Annotated in this window: 13 protein-coding genes and 1 tRNA gene; 8 read left to right on the top strand and 6 right to left on the bottom strand. The window is 65.1% G+C overall.

Annotation, left to right across the window (positions count from 1 at the left end):
- The 3 genes from VIM61_16690 to VIM61_16680 all read right to left on the bottom strand — a co-directional run.
- A partial coding sequence (locus VIM61_16690) for a translocation/assembly module TamB domain-containing protein (GenBank protein HEY8902049.1) occupies positions 1 to 3,219 on the bottom strand: 3,219 nt, incomplete at its 3' end.
- 162 nt (positions 3,220 to 3,381) lie between these two features.
- Positions 3,382 to 3,463 (bottom strand) — tRNA-Leu (locus VIM61_16685).
- A 214-nt stretch (positions 3,464 to 3,677) separates the two neighbouring features.
- Positions 3,678 to 5,081 carry a sugar porter family MFS transporter gene (locus VIM61_16680; GenBank protein ID HEY8902048.1) on the bottom strand — a complete coding sequence of 468 codons (1,404 nt, stop codon included), beginning with the start codon at positions 5,079 to 5,081 and terminating at the stop codon, positions 3,678 to 3,680.
- Between the two features lie 282 nt (positions 5,082 to 5,363).
- On the opposite strand from VIM61_16680, the gene VIM61_16675 reads away from it, so the two are divergent.
- The 3 genes from VIM61_16675 (at position 5,364) to VIM61_16665 (ending at position 8,336) form a co-directional block, all read left to right on the top strand.
- Positions 5,364 to 5,789 carry a DUF5069 domain-containing protein gene (locus VIM61_16675; protein ID HEY8902047.1) on the top strand — a complete coding sequence of 142 codons (426 nt, stop codon included), beginning with the start codon at positions 5,364 to 5,366 and terminating at the stop codon, positions 5,787 to 5,789.
- Between the two features lie 80 nt (positions 5,790 to 5,869).
- Positions 5,870 to 7,771 (top strand): potassium transporter Kup, encoded by a 1,902-nt coding sequence (locus VIM61_16670; GenBank protein ID HEY8902046.1) that lies wholly within the window; start codon positions 5,870 to 5,872, stop codon positions 7,769 to 7,771.
- 13 nt (positions 7,772 to 7,784) lie between these two features.
- Positions 7,785 to 8,336, top strand: coding sequence for a L,D-transpeptidase (locus VIM61_16665; protein ID HEY8902045.1), 552 nt, complete (start codon positions 7,785 to 7,787; stop codon positions 8,334 to 8,336).
- Here VIM61_16665 and VIM61_16660 read toward each other — a convergent pair whose 3' ends face one another.
- Together VIM61_16660 and VIM61_16655 are read right to left on the bottom strand one after the other, a co-directional pair.
- Positions 8,337 to 9,251 carry an SMP-30/gluconolactonase/LRE family protein gene (locus VIM61_16660; protein HEY8902044.1) on the bottom strand — a complete coding sequence of 305 codons (915 nt, stop codon included), beginning with the start codon at positions 9,249 to 9,251 and terminating at the stop codon, positions 8,337 to 8,339.
- The gene (locus VIM61_16655) at positions 9,248 to 10,186 is read right to left on the bottom strand and encodes a DMT family transporter (protein HEY8902043.1); all 939 of its coding nucleotides are present in this window, start codon (positions 10,184 to 10,186) and stop codon (positions 9,248 to 9,250) included. Before VIM61_16655 ends, VIM61_16660 begins: the two co-directional genes overlap by 4 nt.
- Positions 10,187 to 10,279: 93 nt before the next feature.
- Between VIM61_16655 and VIM61_16650 the strand changes: the two genes are divergently transcribed.
- Both VIM61_16650 and VIM61_16645 read left to right on the top strand, forming a co-directional pair.
- Complete coding sequence (locus VIM61_16650) at positions 10,280 to 11,047, top strand: glucose 1-dehydrogenase (GenBank protein HEY8902042.1); 768 nt, start codon at positions 10,280 to 10,282, stop codon at positions 11,045 to 11,047.
- 19 nt (positions 11,048 to 11,066) lie between these two features.
- On the top strand, positions 11,067 to 13,754 hold the full coding sequence (locus tag VIM61_16645; protein ID HEY8902041.1) for a hypothetical protein: 2,688 nt from the start codon (positions 11,067 to 11,069) through the stop codon (positions 13,752 to 13,754).
- Here VIM61_16645 and VIM61_16640 read toward each other — a convergent pair.
- Entirely contained in the window at positions 13,751 to 14,038 is a 288-nt protein-coding gene (locus VIM61_16640; GenBank protein HEY8902040.1) for a hypothetical protein, read from the bottom strand. The two genes, VIM61_16645 and VIM61_16640, sit on opposite strands and share 4 nt — an antisense overlap.
- Between VIM61_16640 and VIM61_16635 the strand changes: the two genes are divergently transcribed.
- The 3 genes from VIM61_16635 to VIM61_16625 all read left to right on the top strand — a co-directional run.
- Positions 13,945 to 20,349, top strand: a complete 6,405-nt coding sequence (locus VIM61_16635; protein HEY8902039.1) for an SDR family NAD(P)-dependent oxidoreductase — start codon at positions 13,945 to 13,947, stop codon at positions 20,347 to 20,349. The genes VIM61_16640 and VIM61_16635 overlap by 94 nt on opposite strands.
- A gap of 25 nt (positions 20,350 to 20,374) precedes the next feature.
- A complete protein-coding gene (locus VIM61_16630; protein HEY8902038.1) occupies positions 20,375 to 21,772 on the top strand; it encodes a class I SAM-dependent methyltransferase in 1,398 nt (465 codons plus the stop codon).
- Positions 21,769 to 22,468: hypothetical protein (locus tag VIM61_16625; protein ID HEY8902037.1), on the top strand; the 700-nt coding region annotated here is incomplete at its 3' end. The genes VIM61_16630 and VIM61_16625, both read left to right, overlap by 4 nt.

The raw sequence follows: 22,468 nt of genomic DNA, 5'->3' as shown, positions 1-22,468 counted from the left end.
ATCGCGGAGCGGCGGCTGCGGGAAGCTGATGACGGCGGGCTCCGCGGGCGGTTGCGGGGCGGGGCGCCCGGGCAGGCCGATCGGCAGGATGTCGATATCCTTGAAGAAGCGGCTTTTCGTGACGTAGACGCTGCCCGCGACGGTGCCGGCATGCATTGGGCCGGTCACGCGCAGATCGCTGCTCACGCGCACGCTGAGGTCGTCGTTCTGCATGACGAGCGCGTTGCGAGCGGCGAGTCTGAGGTCGAACACGGGGTCGTCGGGCCTGGCAAAATCGACCCCGCCGCTGGCGCCGAACGCTCCGCCGGCGATCCCGCCGCGGCATTGCTCGATGCGCAGGCGGTCACGAGTGAAGGCGAGACGGAGCGCAAAGCGGTCGATCGGCGGCAGGCTGGGATCGGCGAAGCGCAGTGTCTCGAGGTCGCTGGTGACGTTGCCATCGATCGTGGGCCTGGCCACGGAGCCGCCGACGCGGACGTCGATGGCGGCGGTGCCCCGGCTCTGGCGAATGGCGGGTGCCAGCGTGCTGACGAACGCGAGCGAAGAGCGCGGAAGCGTGACGCGCAGGTCGAGGGGGGTGGCGGGAGAGAGCTTGCCGTCGCGCTTGACGGCCGGGACGTCGATCGGAAGAGAGCCGGTGATGCGGAGCGGCTGGATGAGGCGCTGGCGAACGGTGCCGTCGAGGGCGAGGCGCTTGTCGCGGAGGTTCATATCGAGGGTGACGTCCGCGGGATCGACCTCATCGGCGGCGGTGGATTGGAGGCGGGTGGCGCGGAGATTGGCCGAGGCGACGAGGGCATCGAGCGTGCCGGAGGCGTCGAAGGTAAAGTTCACCGTGCCGGTGAGCGGGGGCGGTTTTTGGCCCAGCTGGGTGAAGAGGGTGCGGAGATTCAGGTCGCGGGTGCGGAGCGAAATCGCGAGGGGTTGATCGTTCGGCAGCAGGAGGTCGGGGTTGGCGAATTCCGTGAGGACGAGCGGCAGGTCGACCGATCCTTCGAGGAGCGTGAGCCTCTGCTGGCGCACTGCGAGATGGGAAATCCGGAGACGGTTGTCTCGCCAGAAGAGCGAGAGGGCGGCGTTGCCGAGGTCCCCGGCGGCCGCGCGAAAGTCCGGGACGTTGAGGTATTCCGGAGAGTAGTCGGCGACGAGATGGGCGGTGAGATTCTTGTGTTCGCCGAACTGGCCGCCGGTGAGATCGAGATTGGCCGCGCCGACGTGGCGGGGTGTTTGCGCGTCGCCGTTGCCCTGCCAGCTGGCGGTGAGAGCGCCGCGAAGGGCCGGTGCGTCCTTGCCCTGGCCGAGTAGCGTTTGAAAGCGCGAGAGATCCGCGAGGCGGACGTCGAGCGCGCCGCGGTAGGCGAATGGCGCGGCGAGCTGCACGTCGCCGCTTGCGTGGATCGCATTCCGGTCGTCGAGCACGATATCGAATCTCGAGAGTCGGGCGTTGTTCCTGACGATCTGCAACTGCCCGTCGATCGAGCGCACGGAAAGGCCCTGCGACTGGATGTTCCCGCCAGTGATCGCGAAGTCTCCGTCGAACACCCCGTCTCGTGCGGTGGCTTTCCCGTCGACTTTCAACGTGCCGTCGAGGATGGCGTCGCTGCCGGGAGCGAGAAATGCGCGCAGCTCGGGGGCATCGAGCTGGAGGTCGAGGTCGAGGGGTTGGCTGGTGAAACTTCGGAGGTCGTCGGGCAGCTGATAGGCCGCGGTGACTCGCGCGGAGTTCGCCGCTTTCTTGAGCGAGGCGTTTTGCAGAGACACCGCGGCATCTCTGGTATCGATCGTGAGGGCCAGCGCGTCGACCGTGTAGGTCTGGAAGCGGAGGCTGGCGATGCGACCGTCTGCGTGAGTGAGCAGGCCGAGGAACGGCGGCGCGTCGGGCTTTTGGTCGAGGTTCTTTTCCGCGTGGAGAATGAAATGAGTCTTGGAGAGTTCGGCGTCGACGGTCGCGAGGCGTTCGGAATTCACGACGGCGTCGGCGGTGAGCCGGTTCTTCGCGAGGCGGAAGTCGGTGGTGAGGGCGAGATCGCCCTGAATGGGCGTAGGCTGGCGCTGGGTGAGGGGCGCGAGGTTGGTGGACTTGAGTTCGAGTCGGCCGGTAACGGCTGGTCGGGCAAGGTTGGCGAGTTTTTCCGGAAGTTCGGTGTCCATGCGGAGCCGGGCCGTGGTCTGTGGGTCCACGCTTGCCTCGACCGTCGTGTGGGCCTGCGATTTCTCGAGCGTGGAGGTCAGCGCGACAACGCCGAGCGGCTGTTCTTGAAACGCAAGCTGGTCGAGGCTGGCATCGACACGGCCGGTCCACGTCGCGGGGGATTCGAGCGCGCCATCGAATTTCACGGCGAGCTGGCGGAGCGTTCCTTTTGCCGGGAGATCGAGGTGCAGATAGTCCGACACGGCGGTGAAATCGAGGCCGTTGCATTGCAGATCGAGGGCGAGCTGGTTGGCGGCGTTGAGCTCCGTGATCGCGGCGGTGAGGGTGGTGGCTGCGCCGAAGAATGTGCCGTCGAGGCCGACGCGTAGCCTGGCGTCATCGAGTTCCGAGGCGTCGAGATTGAAGCGACGCAGGGCGATCTCGTTGTCGATGAAGAGATCGGTGAGGAGCAGATTGCGGTCGCGAAACGATGTCGCGGCGGAGATGCCCTGCCAGCGACGAACGCCAGGAATATCCAGCGTGCCAATTTTCAGGATTCCGGGGCGATCGGGCAGCAGGCTGAAGAAAAAGCCTTCGAGCGTGGTGTCGCCGGTGGCGGCGTGCGAGACGAAGTTGACGTTCGCGATGTTGAGCGTTTCGGGAAAAAGGGCGGGGAACTTGATCTGCTGGGGCTTCGCGGCCTTGGCGGGGGGCGGTTGCTCCGTCGGGGTGATCTCCACGTAAACGTCGCGGAGATCGACCATCTTGAGCAGCGCGGGCAGGCCTTTCTGCACGAAATCCCACAGGCTGTAGCGGAGATTGATCGTGCCGATTTCGAGGCGCTGGATCGGGCCGGGCTCGGTCGGAACGCCGCGTATCTTCGAGATCGTGAGCGTCGAAAAGATCGAGCCTTCGATGTCGTAGGTGAGGTCGAGATGCTGTTGCTTCGCTGCGCGGACGACGAAGTAGCGCGTGCCCTCGAAGATGAGGGGCCGATGGAAGATGACGAGAAGTCCGAGGAGGATCAGAAGGCCCAGGCCGAGGCGACGAAGCCAGATGCGCCAGCGCGGGCGGGCCGCTTCCTTCATGCGGAGGCAGATTGGGCTGGCGACGAAATCGCTTCCCGCGGTGCCACTTCCCGAGAAGTCCCGCGTGCGAATGTGAGGGCGGCAGAATCGCTCGTCATTACCCCTGAGTCTAGGGAGAGGACGAATCCGCCATCAATCGGGGAAAGTTCTGATGCGGAGAAATGCTCGAGGAGGGACTTGAACCCACACTCCTTGCGGAACCAGATCCTAAGTCTGGCGCGTCTGCCAATTTCGCCACTCGAGCCTATCCGACAATCAACGACCTGGAGATCATCTCTCGGTCCGTGATGGCCTCTGTCAGGCCTGAACTTTTGAGGCGCTCCGAAACATCAGGCCCCTTGCGCGTTCAAAGGATGAGGTCGCAAATGGCTTGAGGAACCGTTTCTAACAGTGCGGGATACCAACTGCAAGCGCGTCCGCGGGGCTGCTCACGATGATGCCGCGAAAGATCATTTTTCCTACTCCATTTCTTCGAGCGTCTTGCCCTTGGTTTCTGCCACGGCTTTTACCACGAAGAGAATCGAGATGATGGCGAAGAACGTGTAGATGCCGTAGGCGGTGCCCAGGCCGAAACTGAGGAGCAGTTTCGGGAAGGTGAAGGTGACGGCGAAGTTGGCGATCCATTGCGCGAAGCCGCTCACGGCCAGGGCGGCGCCGCGGAACTTGTTCTGGAACATCTCGCCGAGCATGACCCACATCACCGGGCCCCACGAGACGCAGAAGAAGAACACGTAGGCGTTCGCGATGAGGAGAGCGACGGTGCCGTTCGTGCCGGTAAGCTGCAGCGTGCCGTTTTCGGTCGGCGCGGTGCCGAAGATGTAAGCCAGAGGCCCGAGCGTGAGCGCCATGCCGACGGATCCCCAGAGGAGCAGCGGCTTGCGGCCGAGCTTGTCGATGAGAATGATCGCGAGGATCGTGGCAACGATGTTCACGCCGCCGCTGATCACGTTCTGAAGCAGCGCGTTCGCCTCGGTGAAGCCGGCGGCTTTCCACAACACCTCGCCGTAATAGAAGACGACGTTGATGCCGACGAACTGCTGCAGCACGGCGAGGCCAATGCCGACCCACAGGATCGGGAAAATGCGGCCGCGCGTTTTGTCGTAGAGGTCGCTCATGCGCGGCTTGTGATCGGCCTGCACGGTCTCCTGAATCTCGCGCACCTTGGCGTCGGCGTCGTCGGGATGACTCAGCCGGCCGAGCACGCGGCGGGCGGCATCCAGCCTGCCCGCAGCGACGAGGTAGCGTGGCGATTCCGGCACGAAAGCCAGCGCGACAAGGAAGATGACCGCGGGCGCCATGCCGACCCAGAACATCCACTGCCAGCCCTCGAAGCCGAGCAGCCAGTGCCCCGTCGAGCCGCCGGCCGCGTGGGCGATGAGGTAGTTGCTGAGAAACGCGACGAAGAGCCCGAGCACGATCGCGAGCTGCTGCAGCGAGGCCAGTCGTCCCCGAATCGCCGCCGGGGCGATCTCGCTGATGTAGGCCGGGCAGATGACGCTCGCTGCGCCGATCGCAAAGCCGCCGAGCAGCCGGTAGGCGACGAATTCCTCCGACGAGCGCGCGATGCCCGAGCCCCACGCGGCGATGGTGAACAGGATCGCCGTGACGATCATCACCGTCTTGCGGCCGAACTTGTCCGCGAGATTGCCGGCGATGAACGCGCCGATCGCGCAGCCGAGCAGCATCGAGGCGACGTTGAAGCCGGAGACGGCGGCGTCGGATTTGAAGGCGAGCTTCAGCGCGCCGACGGTGCCGTTGATGACCCCGCTATCGAAGCCGAAGAGAAAGCCGCCGATGGCGGCGACGCAGGAGATGAGGAGAATCTGCGCGTTGGCAGGTTTGTGCTGGGAGGGATTACTCATGGAAGGGTGATGTGATAGGAATCGGGATTCGGACGGGACCGGATACGGCTAATGGATGAGAGTGGGAGAGGGGTCCGAGAGCGTGTTTTTGATGTTTAGGTAGGTTGTGTGGTTTTGTCCATCTTCGGGGGAGGGCGACTGCAGCCGAAGATGGAGCAGGCTGGGGATCAATGGTGTTGGGATGAACGAGGCGTCAGACCGGGATGAATTCCGCGACGGTCCCCTCGATGGCATGATCCCGCGGCACTTGCGAAGGCAGCCCGCTCGCACGACTGCTGAGTCATGACCGATCGCATTCTCCCGCGCAGCCCGCGCGAAACGATGGATGGCTGGGTTTACCTGCCGCGCTACGTGGACAAGATTCGCCTGCATCTCGCGGGCCGGCTGCATCCCGACTACCACGAAAATCTGGGGAAAGGCATGGACGCCGTGTGGCTGCGCGCGGCGGGATTGACGCACGATGCGATGGTCGAGGTCGTGCGCGGCACGCTCACCGACGGCGAGGTTTGCGACTGGGTGCGCCGGAATGTGCGGCGTTCGCCCGCGGAGAAGGAAGCGCATCGCCACGAGGTGATGGATTTTCCCCCGCGCGACAATCCGGCCGCCTTGCGGCTCTTCGAGAAGCGCAAGGCGGACTACGGCCTCGGCGGGCGGGAGGACGTGCGCGTGCGACCAGACCTTCTCGACGCCGACGAGGGGCGAATGTGAGCGGGTTTTTTCATCGCATCGGGACGGGCGGACTGGCAGAAGGTGGGCGCGCCGGGCGACACACAATGCCCGCGTAGCTCATGTCCGAATCGATCGACCACGCCAAAGTCTCTCGCGCAGCCCTTACCGTCGGCGCGCTTGGCGTCGTCTTCGGCGACATCGGGACGAGCCCGCTCTACGCCCTCAAGGAATGCCTCGAGCACAGTGGCGGAGTCGATGCCACGACCACGCTCGGCATTCTTTCGCTCATTCTCTGGTCGCTCATCATCGTGGTGTCCGTGAAATATGTGACGCTCGTGTTGCGGGCCGACAACCATGGCGAGGGCGGCATCCTCGCGCTCCTGAACCTCGCTTTCCCCGGCACGACGAGCGGTGCGCCTGTCGCGCGGTCCATGGCGCTGATGACGGCCGTGGGCGTGTTCGGCGCCGCGTTGCTCTACGGCGACGGCGTCATCACGCCGGCGATCTCGGTGGTCTCGGCCGTCGAGGGGCTGGAGGTCATTTCGCCGTCGCTGGAGCATGTCGTGGTGCCGGTGGCCGCGGTGATCCTGCTCGCGCTCTTCTCCGTCCAGCGGTTCGGGACGAACCTCATCGGCAAGGCATTCGGGCCGATCATCCTGCTGTGGTTCGTGACGATCGGAACGCTCGGCGCGATTCAGACATTTCTTCACCCCGAGATTCTCCAGGCCTTCAATCCCTGGTGGGGCGCGAACTACCTGATCAACCATCCGAAGATTTCCACCGTCGTCCTTGGCAGCGTCGTGCTCGCGGTGACCGGCGCCGAGACGCTCTACGCGGACATGGGCCACTTCGGACGCATCCCGATTCGCACGGCCTGGAACTTCATCGTGCTGCCCGCGCTCATGCTGAACTACCTCGGCCAGGGCGCGCTGGTGCTCACTCATCCCGAGGCGCAGGAAAGCCCGTTCTTCCTGCTCGCGCCGGACTGGGCCAAGCTCCCGCTCGTGCTGCTCGCCACGGCCGCCGGCGTGATCGCCTCGCAGGGATTGATTTCCGGCGTTTTCTCGCTCACCACCGCCGCGATGCAGATGGGCTACCTGCCCCGCATGCAGATCTCGCACACCAGCCACGAAACCTCGGGCCGGATTTACATCCCGACCGTGAATTTCGCCCTCGCGACCGCCTGCATCACGCTGGTGCTCGCCTTCAAATCCAGCACGAACCTCGCCGCGGCTTACGGCATCGCGGTGACGATGACGATGATGGCCACCACGAGCCTGTTCTTCGTCGTCGTGCAGAAGCAATGGGGCTGGAGCCGGCCGCTCGCCATCGCGGTGTGCCTGGTCTTTGCCGTCATCGAGATCGCCTTCTTCTCGTCGAATCTTCTCAAGGTCATCCATGGCGGGTGGCTGCCGCTCTGCATCGGCGCGGTGATCTTCTACCTGATGACCACGTGGAAGCTCGGGCGCACCTACATCCGCAGCCACATCGTCGACGCGATGACGCTGCCATGCTTCGTCGATTCCATCGCTCTCTCCGGCGCACTCGATCCCGCGCTGCAGCCGCATCGCGTCAAGGGCACCGCGATCTTCCTCTCCTCCACGGCGGACATCACGCCGCACTCGCTCTCCTACAACCTCACGCACAACCACGTGCTGCACGAGCGCAACATCGTCCTGACGATCTCGCCCGCGCGCGTCCCGATGGTGCCCGACGACGAGAAACTCACGATCACGGAGCTGCCTGAGGGCTTTTATCAGTTCTCGGCGAAGTTCGGTTTCATGGAGGTGCCGTCGATTCAGGCGATCGTCGACCAATCCATCAGGAAGGGCGTGCCGATCGACGTGGAGCGCAGCACGTTCTTCCTGGGTCGCGAGACGCTGGTCCGCGCGAACAAGGGCCTCTCCCGCTGGCGCGAGGCGGCGTTCATCATGATGTCGAAGAATGCGCAGAACGCGGCGCAGTTCTTCCGCCTGCCGAGCAATCGCACGATCGAGATCGGCAAGCAGGTCGAGATCTAGCCGGGGCGCGCCTGTGAACTCGCGAAAAGCCGCCGGCATCTTCGGGCTCGTGCTGCTCGTGGCCGGGATCGGGGCCTTCTTCCTGCGCCGGGAATTCAACGAGGTGGCGAGGATCGAGATTCTGAAGACCGCGCGCGAACTCCGGCTCGTGAATGCGTTCGGTCGGACGATCCGGGTTTATCCCGTGGCCCTGGGATCGCAGCCGGGAGCCCCGAAGCGGGTGGAGGGCGACGGCGCCACGCCCGTGGGCACGTATTTCGTGTGCGTGAAGAATCCGCAGAGCAAATTCTTCCTGTCGCTGGGGATCAGCTATCCGGGCCCGGACGACGCCACGCGCGGGCGCCGCGAGGGATTGATTTCCGAGGCCGAGGAACGCGCGATTCGCGAGGCGAACGAGCGCGGGGAGGCTCCGCCGTGGAAGACGCGGCTCGGTGGTGAGATCTTCATCCACGGCGGCGGCGCCGGCCGGGATTGGACGCAGGGGTGCGTCGCTCTCGGCAACGCGGAAATGCGCGAACTTTACGATCGCATCCCGCTCGGGACGCCGGTGCACATCCTGCCGTAGTCAGTCGCGGAAGGGCGTCTCGGGCAGGCCGGTGACGCCGGGACGGCAATGGAAGAGGCTGCCGGCGATGGGTTGGGCGGCGATCTGGGCCGGCGAGAGGCATTCGCGCGCCGTCGTGATGTAGAGGTCGCCGTAGTCCGAGCCGCCGAAGGTGCAGCAGGTGCCGCGCGTGGCGGGGAAGGTGATCATGCGCTCGAGTTTGCCGTCGGGATCGAAGCGGAGGATGCGGCCGTAGTTCACGAGCGCGCTCCAGACGTGGCCTTCCGCATCGACGGTGAGTCCGTCGGGCAGCCCCTCGGCGGCGGGCTCGACCTCGTAAAACGGGCGGCGATTCGCGATCGCGCCGGTGGCGGGGTCGAAGTCGTAGGCGTAGACGGTGTGTCGGAGCGTGTCCGTGTAATACATCGTGCGGCCGTCGGGGCTCCATCCCGTGCCGTTCGAGATCGTGACGCCGTCGATCATTTTTTCGCAGCGGCCCGGGCCTTCGTAGCGGTAGAGGCCGGCCTCGGGCGCGCCGACGCGGACTTCGTTCATCGTGCCGGCCCAGTAGCGGCCCTGTCGGTCGCATTTGCCGTCGTTGAAGCGGTTCTCGGGCGCGTCGGCCTCGACGGCTTCGAGGATATCGGCGTTGCCCGTCGCGGGGTCGAAGGTGGCGAAGTTCTTGCGGAGCGTGGCGACGAGGCCGCCGGAGACGCGGAGAGCGATGGACGTGACCTTGCCACCGAGGGTGGACGTCCTGTCCTCCTGCGTGGCGGGGTCGAAGCGGTGGATCTCGCCGCGGTCGATGTCGACCCAGTAGAGCACCTGCTCGCGTTCGTCCCAGAGCGGGGATTCGCCGAGAATGGAGTCGTGCGGGTAGGTGAGCTCGGCGGCGAGCGTGGGAACGTCGGGCAGGGCGCGCGGATCGTATTTCATGCTTTCGGGACGGGTTTGTGGCGGGCGCAGCTGAGGGCGTGGCCGTGGCCTTCGGGATGGCCGGCGCGGATGCTGAGGATGCCGCCGGCGCAGATGAGGAGCGTGCCGAGGACGGCGATCCAGTCCGGCACGTTGCCGAAGAAAACCCAGCCGAGCAGGCCGGAGAAGATGACGACGGTGTAGTTGAAGGGCGAGATGCTCGCGGCGCTGGCGTGGCGGTAGGCGAGGATGATGAGGTATTGCGTAAGCGCCATCGTGAGGCCGACGGCGACGAGGAGCGTCCATTGGTGCGGCGTGGGCGGCGTCCACGAGAACGCGCAGATTGGCGCGAGCAGGAGCGTGGAGACGCCGAAGTTGTAAACGAGGATGCGCGTGGGCGGCTCGGTGGCGGAGAGTTTGTTCGTCGCGACGAGAGCGAGCGCGGAGAACACGGCGGCGGCGAGAGCGATGAGCGCGGCGGGGTCGCGGAACATCGCGGCGCTGGGCTTGATGATGAGGACAATGCCGATGAGGCCGACGAAGAGACTGGCCCAGACGAGCGGCTGCACGGTCTTGCGGAACCAGACGAAGACGACGAGCGGGATGAAGAGCGGCGCGGCGTTCGAGAGCAGCACGGCGTCCATGAGCGGGATGGACTTCACCGCGATGAAGAAAAGGAGCTGGCAGACGGAGCCGGTGACGCTGCGGAAGACGTGCAGGCCGAGGTGATCGGTCTTCAATGTGCCGATGCCCTGTCGCGCGACGACGGGCAGGAAGACGGCGAAGCTGATGCCGTATTGGAGAAAGAGCAGCTGCAGCGCAGGCACGCCGGTCGCGGCCTTGCCAAAGGCGCTCATGACCGCCGCGCAGAAGAACGCCGCAATGATGAGGGCGATGCCGAGGCCGAGATTTTCGCGCGGCGCGGGCCCGGAGATGCTGGCGGTGGCGGCAGCCATGCGGATGGGTTTCGTCGGGCGGCGCACGCGTGGCAAGTTTTCTTCCACAAGCCGCGTGCAATTTATGGCCAAGGTGGTTACCACGGAGGACCTATGAAGCTCGACGGCAAGGTGGCACTCGTGACGGGAAGCGGACAGGGCATCGGCCAGGCGATTGCGATTCGCCTCGCGCAGGACGGAGCGGACATCATCGTGGATGACCGCAAGATCGGGGAAAGCGCGCAGGAAACGGCGGATGCCATCACGAAGCTCGGCCGCCGCGTGCATCTTTTTCAAGGCGATCTCGCGAATCCCGACGACAACCGTCGCCTGGTCAGTGAAGGCGTGGCCGCGCTCGGTAAGATCGACATCCTCGTGAACAACGCCGGCGTCGAACGCCATGGCGATTTCTGGGACGTGACCGAGGCGGACTTCGATTTCGTGCTGAACATCAACCTGCGCGGCACGTTTTTCGTGACCCAGGATTTCGTGAAGCACCTCATGGAGACAAAGCGCGCGGGCCGCATCATCAACATCAGCTCGGTCCACGAGGAATTGCCGTTCCCGCATTTCTCGACCTACTGCGCGAGCAAGGGCGGCCTGAAAATGCTCTGCCGCGATCTCGCCGTGGAGCTCGGGCCGTATGGCATCACGGTGAACAACATCGCGCCGGGTGCGATCGAGACGCCGATCAACGCGAAGCTGATGAGCGACCCCGGCCTGATGAAGGCACTGACGTCGCAAATCCCGCTCGGCCGGCTCGGCCAGCCCGGCGACGTGAGCGGCCTCGCGGCGTTCCTCGCCTCGGACGAAGCCAGCTTCGTGACGGGCTCGACATTCTTCGTCGATGGCGGCCTGCTCTGGAACTACCACGAACAATAGGCTCCCGCCCCCCAGCGACATGGAGACCAATCAGCTTCCCGCAGAGATCATTCGGCTGCTCGAAGACGGGCGGCGCGAGCGCTTCTGGAAACTCTGGGGACCGTATCTCTCCGAGCGCCAATGGGGCACCGTGCGCGAGGATTATTCGGCCGACGGCGACGTCTGGAATGCCTTCCCGCACGATGCCGCGCGCAGCCGGGCGTATCGCTGGGGCGAGGACGGCCTGCTTGGCTTCACGGATCGCTTTGGCCGGCTGTGTTTCGCGCTGGCGCTCTGGAACGAACACGACGCGATTCTCAAGGAACGCCTGTTTGGCCTCACGGGACCGCAGGGCAACCACGGCGAGGACGTCAAGGAGCTCTACTACTACCTCGATTCCACGCCGACGCATTCCTACGCGAAGGCGCTCTACAAATACCCGCAGGCGGCGTTTCCCTACGGGGCGCTCATTACCGAGAACGGTCGCCGCAGTCGCACCGAGCGCGAGTATGAGTTGATCGATACCGGTGTGTTCGAGAGCAACCGCTACTTCGACGTCACCGCGGAATACGCGAAGGCCGGCATCGAGGACATTCTCATTCGCATCACCATCGCGAATCGCGGTCCCGACGAAGCGCCGCTGCATGTGCTGCCGACGCTCTGGTATCGAAACACGTGGGCCTGGGGGCTGATCCACGAGGAATGCACGACGCGCCCGGAGATTCGCGTCGACGGCGCGGGCCGGTTGGTGGCGAGTCACGCCGTGATGGGGGACTACGTCCTCGATGTCGAGGGCGACGCGGCTTTTCTGTTCACCGAAAACGAGACGAACGTCGAACGCCTCTTCGGCGGCAAAAATCCGCAGCCCTACGTGAAGGACGCCTTTCACGACGCGGTCGTCCACGGCGAGAGTTCACGCGTGAATCCCGCGCAGACCGGCACGAAGGCGGCCGCGCACTACACGTTGACGGTGCCGGCGGGCGGTGAAGTCACGCTGCGTCTGCGTCTGCGGGCGGCGGCCGAGACGGACAAGGAGGCCGCGCCGTTCGACGCGAGCTTCGACGACATCTTCGCGCGGCGCATTCAGGAGGCCGACGAATTCTATGCCCTGCAAATCGAGGGCTCGCCGAACGAGGAGGAACGCCGCGTCGCCCGCCAGGCCTACGCGGGCCTGCTGTGGTCGAAGCAATTCTACAACCTCGTCCAACCCGAGTGGAGCGCTGGCGATTCCACGCAGCCCTCTCCGCCGCCGGCGCATGCCGCGCGTAACGCGGATTGGATGAACCTCTTCAACCGCGACGTCATCTCGATGCCAGACAAGTGGGAGTATCCCTACTATTGCTCGTGGGATCTGGCGTTTCACACCGTCTCGCTCACGCGCGTCGACCCCTTCCTCGCCAAGAGCCAGCTCGCGCTCTTCCTGCGTGAATGGTATATGCACCCGAATGGCCAGATTCCGGCCTACGAGTGGAATTTCTCGGACGTGAATCCTCCGGTGCACGCATGGGCGGCGTGGCGCGTTTACCGACTGCCCTGGGACTCGAAGGGCGACGACTATCGCTTCCTCGAGACGATTTTCCAGAAGCTGCTGCTCAATTTCACCTGGTGGGTGAACCGCAAGGATCTCGAGGGGAACAATCTCTTCGCCGGCGGCTTCCTTGGACTCGACAACATCGGCGTCTTCGACCGCTCGAAACCGCTGCCGACCGGCGGCACGCTCAAGCAGGCCGACGGCACCGCATGGATGGCGTTCTACTGCGTGCAGATGCTCTCGATCGCGCTCGAGCTCGCGCAGCGCGACGAGGTCTACGAGGACATGGCGTCGAAGTTCTTCGAGCACTTCGTGCGCATCGTGCATGCGATCAACGAACTCGGCGGCACGGGCCTTTGGAACGAGGAGGACGGCTTCTACTACGACATGCTCGAGGTCGACGGCCGGCACGATCCGCTGCGCATCCGCTCCATCGTCGGCTTCATGCCGCTGCTTGCCGCAACGATCATCCCGAACACGTATTCCGAGCGCCTGCCGGAGTTCAGCGGGCGCGTGATGTGGTTCGTGAAGAACCACGAGGTGCTCACGCATCATCTTCTCGAGAACAACGCCGGGGAGACGCACGGCATGCGACTGCTCGCGATCACGACCCGTGCGCATCTCGAGCGCATTCTGCGTTACATGTTCGACGAGGAGGAATTTCTCTCACCCTACGGCATCCGCTCCGTCTCGAAGCGGCACGAGAAGGAGCCCTACACGTATTGGGCGCACGGCGTGCCGTATTCCGTCGACTACGAGCCCGGCGAGGGCACGTCGGGCATGTTCGGCGGGAACTCCAACTGGCGCGGGCCCGTCTGGCTGCCGGTGAACTACCTCCTCGTCGAGGCGTTGCGCACCTATCATCGCTTTTACGGCGAATCGCTGCTCGTGGAATTTCCGACCGGCTCGGGAAACATGGTCACCCTCGGCGAGGCCTCACGTCTGCTCTCGCGGCGGCTCATTTCCCTCTTCGTTCCCGATGAAAACGGGAACCGGCCCTGCCACGGCGGCGAACCGCGTTACGCGCAGGATCCGCATTGGAAAGACCTCCTCCTCTTCAACGAATACTTCCATGCCGAGACTGGCCGCGGCTGCGGCGCCAGCCATCAGACCGGCTGGACGGCGCTGGTCACCGACCTCCTCAACCTGCAAGCCCACTGGGACATCGACGACAGCCCGCAGGCCGGCCAGAGCTAGTTGTCGGTGATCTTGATCACCCGGCTCGCGTCGAGAATCTGCTTGCTGCCGCCGTAGGCTTTGACGAGCAGCACGGCGCCGTAGGCGGTGATCTGGGTGACGTCCTTGATCGTCTCGGTCTGGCCCGAGTTCGCGTAGAGAATCGAGACGCTGGATTTACCCATGTTCTCGAATGCTGTCGCGTAGCTGAATGCGAGGGCCTTGGCATCGGGTTTCGCCTCCTCGCCGATCGCGGGAAGGACGGTCAAGCCGGCGACGAAAAGGAGGGTGGAGAGGGCTTTCATCACGATCCCCTAACGCTCCTCCGAAAGTTCTATTCAAAGACACTAATCTGTTCCCAATGGTAAATCGTTCTGCTATCTCACTCTCCCTGATGCACGGCACGCCATCAGAGAAATTCGCAATCATCGGGGTCGGTTGCCGAATGCCTCCTGCGGCAAACTCGCTTTCGAATTTTTGGCGCTTTTTAGTTAGGAGTGGTAATGCTTTACGTCCTATTAAAAAGGATCGCTGGGATTGGCGGCAATTTTTCGACGAGGACCAGCGACGGCCCGGGAAGAGTTACGCGCCGAAGGCGGCGTCGCTCGACGCGGACGTCACGCAGTTCGACCCGCTTGCTTTCGGCATCTCGCCGCGCGAAGCCGCCTCGCTCGATCCCCAGCAGCGCCTGCTGCTCGAGGTGACGTGGGAGGCGTTTGAAGACGCTGGCGTGCCGCTGGAAGCGGTGGCCGGCTCGTCGACGGGCGTGTTTATCGGCGGCTTCTGTCTCGATCACCTCGTTTTCTCGATGCAGGCCGCGAACCGGCCGCTGGCCAACGGCCACACGCCCGGCGGCGTGATGATGACCGTGCTCTCGAACCGGCTCTCACATGCGTTCGACCTGCGCGGTCCGAGCCTCACCCTCGATACCGCCTGCTCTTCGTCGCTCGTCTCGCTGCACTACGCCTGCCAGAGCCTGCGCAACCGCGAGTGCGACCAGGCCCTGGCCGGAGGGGTGAACGTGATGATGCGGCCGGAATTTCCGATCATGATGAGCAAGGGCCACTTCCTTTCGCATCATGGGGAATGCCACGCATTCGACGAAACGGCGGCCGGCTACGCGCGCGGCGAGGGAGCGGGCGTCCTCCTGCTCAAGCGGCTCGACGACGCGCTGGCCGCGGGCGATCCCATTCACGCAGTGATCTGCGGCACGGCGGTGAATCAGGACGGTCACACGGACGGCATCTCGCTGCCGAACTCCGACGCGCAAGAGGCGCTTGTGCGTGAGGTTTATCGTCGCGCCGGCGTCGCGCCCGGCGAGGTCGATTACGTCGAGGCGCACGGCACCGGCACCCAGGCCGGTGATCCTGCCGAGCTCGGCGCGCTTCACCGCACGTTCGCCGAGGGCCGCTCGCGCAAGCTCCTCGTCGGCTCGGTGAAGACGAACATCGGCCATCTCGAGGCCGCGGCTGGCGTGGCTGGCGTGCTCAAGGCGATCGGTGTGCTCAAGCATCGCGAGGTGCCAGGCAACCTCCACTTCAAGAAGCCGAATCCGAAGATTCCCTTCGACAAATACTGCCTCGAAGTCCCGCGTCAGAAGACCGCGCTGCCCGGTCCCGACGAAAAGCCGACTCTGTTCGTTGGCGTGAATTCCTTTGGTTACGGCGGCACGAACGCGCACATCGTGCTCGAGTCCGCCCCGCCCGCGGTGGCGCCGGAAGCGATCGCCCCGACCGGCGAGCCGCGGCTTGTTCCGATCTCCGCCCGCAGCGAGGAAGCGTTGCGCGACCTTGCTGGAAAGTTTGCCTTCCAGCTCGGCCAGGCGGGCGCCGTCGCGTTCGAGGATTTTGCCTACACGGCTGCGTTCCGCCGCAGCCACCTTCCCGTTCGCGCGGCGGTGATTGCCCGAAATGCCGAGGATCTGCGCACGCGCCTCATCGCGCTGTCGACGGGCGAACCCCACGAAGGCGTCGTGACGACGGCGAAGGGAGTGCCTGCGAAATCGGTGGCCTTTGTTTACACCGGCATGGGCCCGCAATGGTGGGGCATGGGGCAGGAGCTTTTCCGCTACGAACCCATCGCCGCGGCGACGCTCGACGAAATCGACGCGATCTTTCGTCCGCTCGCGGGCTGGTCTCTGCGCGACGCGATGCTCGCGCCCGAGGCGGAGTCGCGCATGGCGCACACCGATCTCGCGCAGCCTGCAAATTTCGCCCTGCAGATTGCGCTCACGCGCCTGTGGGAGGCGCGGGGCGTGCGGCCGGCTGCGGTGGTCGGTCACAGCGTGGGCGAGGTGAGCTCGGCCTACGTGGCCGGCGTCTACACTCTCGAAGAAGCCGTGCGCGTGAGTTTTCACCGCAGCCGACTTCAGCAGACGATGGCCGGTCGCGGCGCGATGCTCGCGGTGGGACTGGCGGAGGCCGAGGCCGCGCGCCTGCTCGTCGGCCGCCCCGGCGTATCGATCGCGGCCATCAACAGCTTCAACGCCGTTACGCTTTCCGGCGACCCGGAGCCGCTTCAGGCCATTGCGGCCGAGCTCGAGGCGCGCGGCGTTTTCCAGAAGTTTCTGCGCGTCGAGGTCGCCTATCACAGCCCGCAGATGGATCCACTGCGCGACGAGCTGTTCGCCGCGCTGGCCGATCTCGATCCAAAGCCGGCGCGCATCCCTCTCTACTCCACCGCGCATGGCCGCATCATGCCGACCGCGGCATGGACCGCGGAAATCTGGTGGCAGAACGTCCGGCAGCCGGTGCGTTTCGCGGCCGCGATGCAGGCGATGTTTGCCGACGGCCACGCGGCGTTCATCGAGGTCGGGCCGCATCCCGTGCTCGGCAACTCGATCAAGGAATGCGCCGCCCATCTCGAGCGACGCGTGACCGCATTCCCTTCACTCCGCCGTGCGGAGCCCGAGCGCGCGCGCCTGCTCCTCTCGCTGGCCGAGCTTTATGCCGCCGGAGCGACGCTGGATTGGACGGCACTGGCGCCAAAGACCGGTCGCTTCCTGCCGGGGCCGCAGTATCCCTGGCAGCGGCAGACGCATTGGCTGGAGAGCGAGCGGTCGCGCATCGAGCGATTCGGACTGCCCGGTCCCGTCTATCTGAATCGTTCCGTGCCCGGTCCGCGTCCCGCCTGGGAGGTCGAGGTGAACCGGAACTACTTTCCCTTCCTCTTCGACCATGGCGTGCAGAACCAGACCGTCTTTGCCGGAATGGGCTACGTCGAGGCGGCGCTGGCGCTCTCCGCGGCCGTGCACGGTCGGCCGGCCGTCGTGCTCGAAAATGTGAACTTCGAGCGCGTGCTCGTCGTCGACTACGCGAAGATTCAGGTGCTCCGCACGGAAATCGATCCCGACGCCGGACGCTTCGAGATCTCCAGCCGGGTCGAGGGCGAGGAGGACCTCGGGCAACGCCAGTGCCGTGGCCGGCTGCGCCCGCAGGTGGCGCCGGAGTCGGGGCAGGTCGATCTCGCGGCGTGGCGCGCGGATTGCCCGCGGCAGGTCGATCTCGAGACATTCCACGAGGACCTTCGCGGCCGCGGGCTGCATTACGGGCCGACTTTTCGGCCCACGGCCGAGGTGCGTGTGGGCGACGGCTGTTTTCTGTTGCGCATCGATGCCAGCGCCGTCCAGGGCGAGGAGGATCATCCGCTGCATCCGACGTTGTTCGACGCGGCAATCCAACCGGTGCTCTTCTGCGCGAGAGAGGGCAAGCTCTTCGTTCCCTTTTCGATCGACGAATTTCACTACTTCTCGCGTCCGGAGTCGCCCGAGGTGTTCGCGGTCGGGCGGCTGTTGCGGCAGACCGATACTGCCGTTGTCGCGGACGTGTGGCTGACGGACGCAGCGGGTCGCGTGCACGCCTGCGCACGGGGCATGTGCTGCCAGATCATCGAGACCGAGAGTCGCGTGGACCCGGTCGAGGTGCTTTACGAAATGCCGTGGAAAACCGCGAATGCTCCCGAGGCGGCGGACGCCCTGAATGGCGAGGACGTCCTCATCGTCGCGGGCGGTGAGCCGGCGCTGACCGAGGCGCTCCAACGGGGACTGCCGGGCGCGGTGGTCGCGGCCGAGGCCGCGGACCGGCGGCGCGTCATCTACGTGGCCGATGCTCCCGGGGAGCAGCTTCCCGCCGATGCCGGCGAGGCGCAGAACGAGCGCTGGATTGGCTTTCTCCGGAACCTTGCCGCGGCTCGCGCGGGAGGAGAGGTGGATGTGACGCTCGTGACCCGGGATGCGCAACCGGTGGGTGACTCGCCTGCCGGCAATGCCGCCGCGTTCGGCCTCGCCGCCATCGGGCTCGTGGCGCAGAACGAATTCGACGCGGTTCTCCTGCGCGCCATCGACCTGGCGGCCGCGCCGCAGCCGGAGGACGTCGAGCGCATCGTGGCGGAGATCGCGGCCGGCGCACGGGGCGAGATCGCGTGGCGCGGGGACGAGCGATTTGTGCGCGTCCTCTCCCCGGAGCGACCGGCTCCGCCGGTGGAAGAAGCCGTGAGATGCTCGCTGGACGAGCCGCTGGCGCTTGCCGCTGGTGCGAAGGGAAGGTTCGACCAGCTTCGGTTCGTCCCGATGGAGCGTCACGCTCCGGCCGCGGGTGAGATTGAGCTTCGGGTGCTCGCGGTCGGCCTCAATCGTGACGACATTCTCAAGGTTGAAGGCCGCGCGCTGTCGGCATCGCGGGCCGGCTTTTTCGACGAAGGGACCGGCATGGAAGTTGTCGGGGAAGTGGTGCGGACGGGCGAGGGGAGCGCTTTCCAGATTGGAGACCGGGTCGTGGCGCTCGCCGCGGATGTCTTCCGCACCTACGCGACACAGGCGGAGACATTTGTGCGACCGCTGCCGGCAGGGCTCGGCCTGGAGGCTTCGGCGATTCCGGTGGCCTGGATCGTTGCCTGGCGTGGGCTCGTGGAGCTGGCTGCGCTTGGCGCCGGCGAGCGCATCCTGATTCATCAGGCGACCAGCGGGGTGGGGATCGCCGCCCTCGATGTTGCCTCGAGCCGCGGAGCCGAGATTTTTGCGACGGCGGGGACGGAGGAGAAACGGCAGTGGCTGCGCGATCACGGCGTTGCGCATGTCTTTGATTCCCGCTCACTCGATTTTGCGTCGGAGATCAGGATGGTGACCGAGGGAAGCGGCGTGGACGTGGTGTTTGGCGCGCCCTCTTCTGCGGCGCGTCGTGCGAGCCTCGGCCTGTTGCGGGCTGGCGGTCGCTACGTCGAAACAGCGCGGCGGGATTTCGCGGACGATCGTGACCTGCCCCTCGAGGCCTTCCAGCGGAACCTGCAATTCGTCTCGATCGACCTGAACCGGCTGGCGGCCGATCGGCCCGATATCGTGGCCGGCACATGGGACGCGGTGCTGGCGGAGTTTGCTGCCGGCGCCCTTTCGCTGCGCGCCGCTCGGCGCTTCGTGGCGGCGGATGTTTGCGAGGCGTTTCGTGAGGCGGCGAGTGGCGAGCAGGTCGGGAAAATCTGGATCGATCTTGCGGCCGGCGAGGTGGAGGTGATCCTTCCTCCGGTGGTCGTTCCGCTTGTCCGGACGGATGGCACCTACGTGGTGACGGGCGGCACTTCGGGCTTCGGCGTGGTGACTGCGCGCTGGCTCGCGGAGCAGGGCGCGGGGCGAATCGTGCTTGCGAGCCGCTCCGGGCCGAAGGCGGAGGGGATTGCGACGGTGGCTCGTGAGCTGGAGACGCGCGGCGCCGAGGTGGAAGTCGTCGCGGCGGATGTGGCCGATCCCGCACAGACGGCGAGCCTTCTCGCGAACGCCGGTCGACCCGATCGTCCGCTTCGGGGAATCGTGCATGGCGCGATGGTGCTCGACGACGCGATGATGGCCGACCTCACGCCGGAGAGTTTCCGGCGGGTCTTCGGCCCGAAGGCGCGCGGGGCCGTGAATCTTGTCGCTGGCCTTCCCTCAGGTAACGTGCTCGACTTTCTGGTTTTTTACTCTTCGATCTCCTCGGTGATCGGCAATCGCGGCCAGACAAGCTACGTGGCGGCCAATGCGTTCCTGGACGGACTTGCGCACCGGTTGCGGGCGCAGGGCGTGCCGGCGCTTTCGATCAACTGGGGGGCTCTGGCGGAGGCCGGGGTCGTCGCCCGTGATGAGCGCCTCGGGGCGATGCTGGCGACCGGCGGGATCACCGGCCTGACGAATGACCAGGCGCTGGCCGCGCTCGGCACCGCGTTGCGTTCCGCAAAGGCCCAGCTTGGCGCCTTTCTCGTGGAGTGGCCGACGTGGCTGGATGCGCATCCGAAGCTGGCCGACGATCCGCGTTTCCGCGATCTGCGAGCCCGGGGCAGCGGTCCGACAAACGATGCGGCGACGCGGGTGCGCGCCGAGCTGGCGGAGGCCTCGCGCGAGCAACGTTGCCGCGCGCTCGAGGCGCATTTGCAGGCTGTGCTGGGAGCGACGCTGAACATGGCGCCGGATGCGGTTCCGACTTCGCAGAAGCTTAATGAAATGGGCGTGGATTCCCTGATGGTGCTCGAGCTGAGTCTTGGCATCGAGGAGCGAATCGGCGCACGTTTTTCAGCGATGGAATTTCTCAAGGGCCCGACCGTCCAGCAGCTCGCTGCCGCGGCGGAAACCAAGCTCTGGCCCGATGCCGATTAACGATTAACCCGAAGAATTACTCAGCGTGGAAAAAGCACTTGCCGGAATCGACAGCGTCGTAGCGTTCGTGAACACCGCGGGCCTCCGAGGGCGGGGAACTCTCGTTCATATCTCGAGATCGCTCGCGGTCTTCGAGGTCTACAACCCCTATTCCATTATCCAGCTCAGCGAGGTGCTCCAGGAACTCACGGTGATGCGCGGAGAGCACGTGATCTACAGTGGCAAGGGCGTCGTGACGAGCATCGTGGCCACGGGCCTCATGGTCATTATTTCGGTTACGCTCACCGATGCCTGGCGCAACCTCGAGCACCTGGAGCCCGGGCCCGCGCTCAAGGGCGAGCTCGAGCGATTCATTCACGACTGGGAGGAGGGACAGGATCTCTCGGAGAGCTACCAGCTCGTCGTGAATCGCTTTGCGAATTTTCTCGCGGAAGCCAGTCGCTGGGTGACCGAGGCGGAGACCGCCATCGTCGGGCAGATCGAGGCGAATCCCGACAAGGCGGCGAGTTTCCGCGACTCGGTGCAGGAGCCCATGGCCGTGAAACTTGCGCAGCACATGAGTCGCTTCGAGAGCGAGGCCGCCCAGGTGCCGCCGGAGGAAGTGCAGGTCTACAAGGCCTTTGCCCGCCGGGAGATTCACCCGTTCATGCTCTGCGCGCCATTCGCCTATCGCTGCTACGTGAAGCCGCTCGGCTACGCGGGTGACTACGAGATGGTGAACATGATGTTGAAGGAGTCGCCGGACATCGGCACCTCGACCTACGCGCGCATCTTCCACGATCTTACGACGGACGTCGCCGCCGCCGCCGCGCATCGCAACCGCATCGACATCCTCGTCGAAAACATCGTCGCCGAGGCCGAGCGGGTGACCGACGAGCAGCGCATCTTCACCGTGCTCGACGTGGGGTGCGGCCCGGCCGTCGAGGTGCAGCGCTTCATTCGCAACTACGACCTCGCGAACCAGAGCGCGATCCATCTCATGGATTTCAACGACGAGACGATCGCCTACACGAAGGGGCGCACTGCTGCGGCGATGGCGGACTCCGGGCGCACGCCGACGATGAAGTTCATCCAGAAGTCCATCGACGAGCTGCTGAAGGACGTGCACCAGGACACCGGCGCGTTCCTGCCGACCTACGACATGATCTACTGCGCGGGGTTGTTCGATTACTTCCCGGACAATGTCTGCCGGAACCTTGTCGCCCTGTATTATCGTTGGGTGCGTCCGGGTGGACTGCTTCTCGTTACGAACGTCCATCCCAATAATCCCGAGCGCTACACGATGGAGCATCTGCTCGAGTGGTATCTCATCTACCGCGACGAGCCGCAGATGGCCACGCTCGCGCCGAAGGGAACGGACCCCGAGGTCTACGCCGATGAAACCGGCGTGAACGTCTTCATGAGGATTCGCAAACCGGGATGAGCGCCATCGCCACTGCACCCGAGGACGAGGCTTTCCGCGCCGCTTATCGTGACTACGATTATCGGCTGCGCGCCCGCCGTTTGGTGATCGCCTGTGCGATCACCATCTTCGGCATGCTCTGCGGCGTTTCGCTGGATCACTTCGTTTATCCAGCGTGGATGGGCTCGTTTTTCCTGCTTCGGGTCGGCGTCGACCTGTTGCTGCTCGGCGTGATCGCCTCCATCCTGCTGGAGCGCCGCCCTTATCCGCGGCTGATCAGGGCGCGTGGCGTGTTTTCGGGACTCGTGGTGAGTGCGTCGTTTTGCACGATGATCCTGCTCACCGAAGGCGCCCGCTCGCCCTATATCGTGGCGTTCAATCTCATCATCATGGCGCTCTCGGTCCTGCTGCCATGGTCGGTGTGGGAGACCTCGGTGATGTGCGTGGGCTCGCTGCTCCTCTACGTGGCGGCCTGCGTCGGGAATGCGAATTTCTGGCATCCGACGGCCCAGGTGCTCTTTGCCTACAACGTCTCCTTCGTCGTGATTACGGCCGCCGTCTGCATCGCCATCACGTTTTTCCTGTCTCGCGGCCGCCGGGAGGATTTCGCCCTGCGCCACCAGCTCGATGTGCAGAACCGCAAGCTGCAGGATCTCGATCGCATCAAAACCGAGTTTTTCTCGAACGTCAGCCACGAGTTGCGCACGCCGCTCGCGC

It is taken from the genome of Chthoniobacterales bacterium, from assembly GCA_036569045.1.
In the GTDB taxonomy this organism is placed as follows: domain Bacteria; phylum Verrucomicrobiota; class Verrucomicrobiia; order Chthoniobacterales; family JAATET01; genus JAATET01.
The sequence above is the reverse complement of the archived record's forward strand: the minus strand, read 5'-3'. Positions and strand labels throughout refer to the sequence as shown.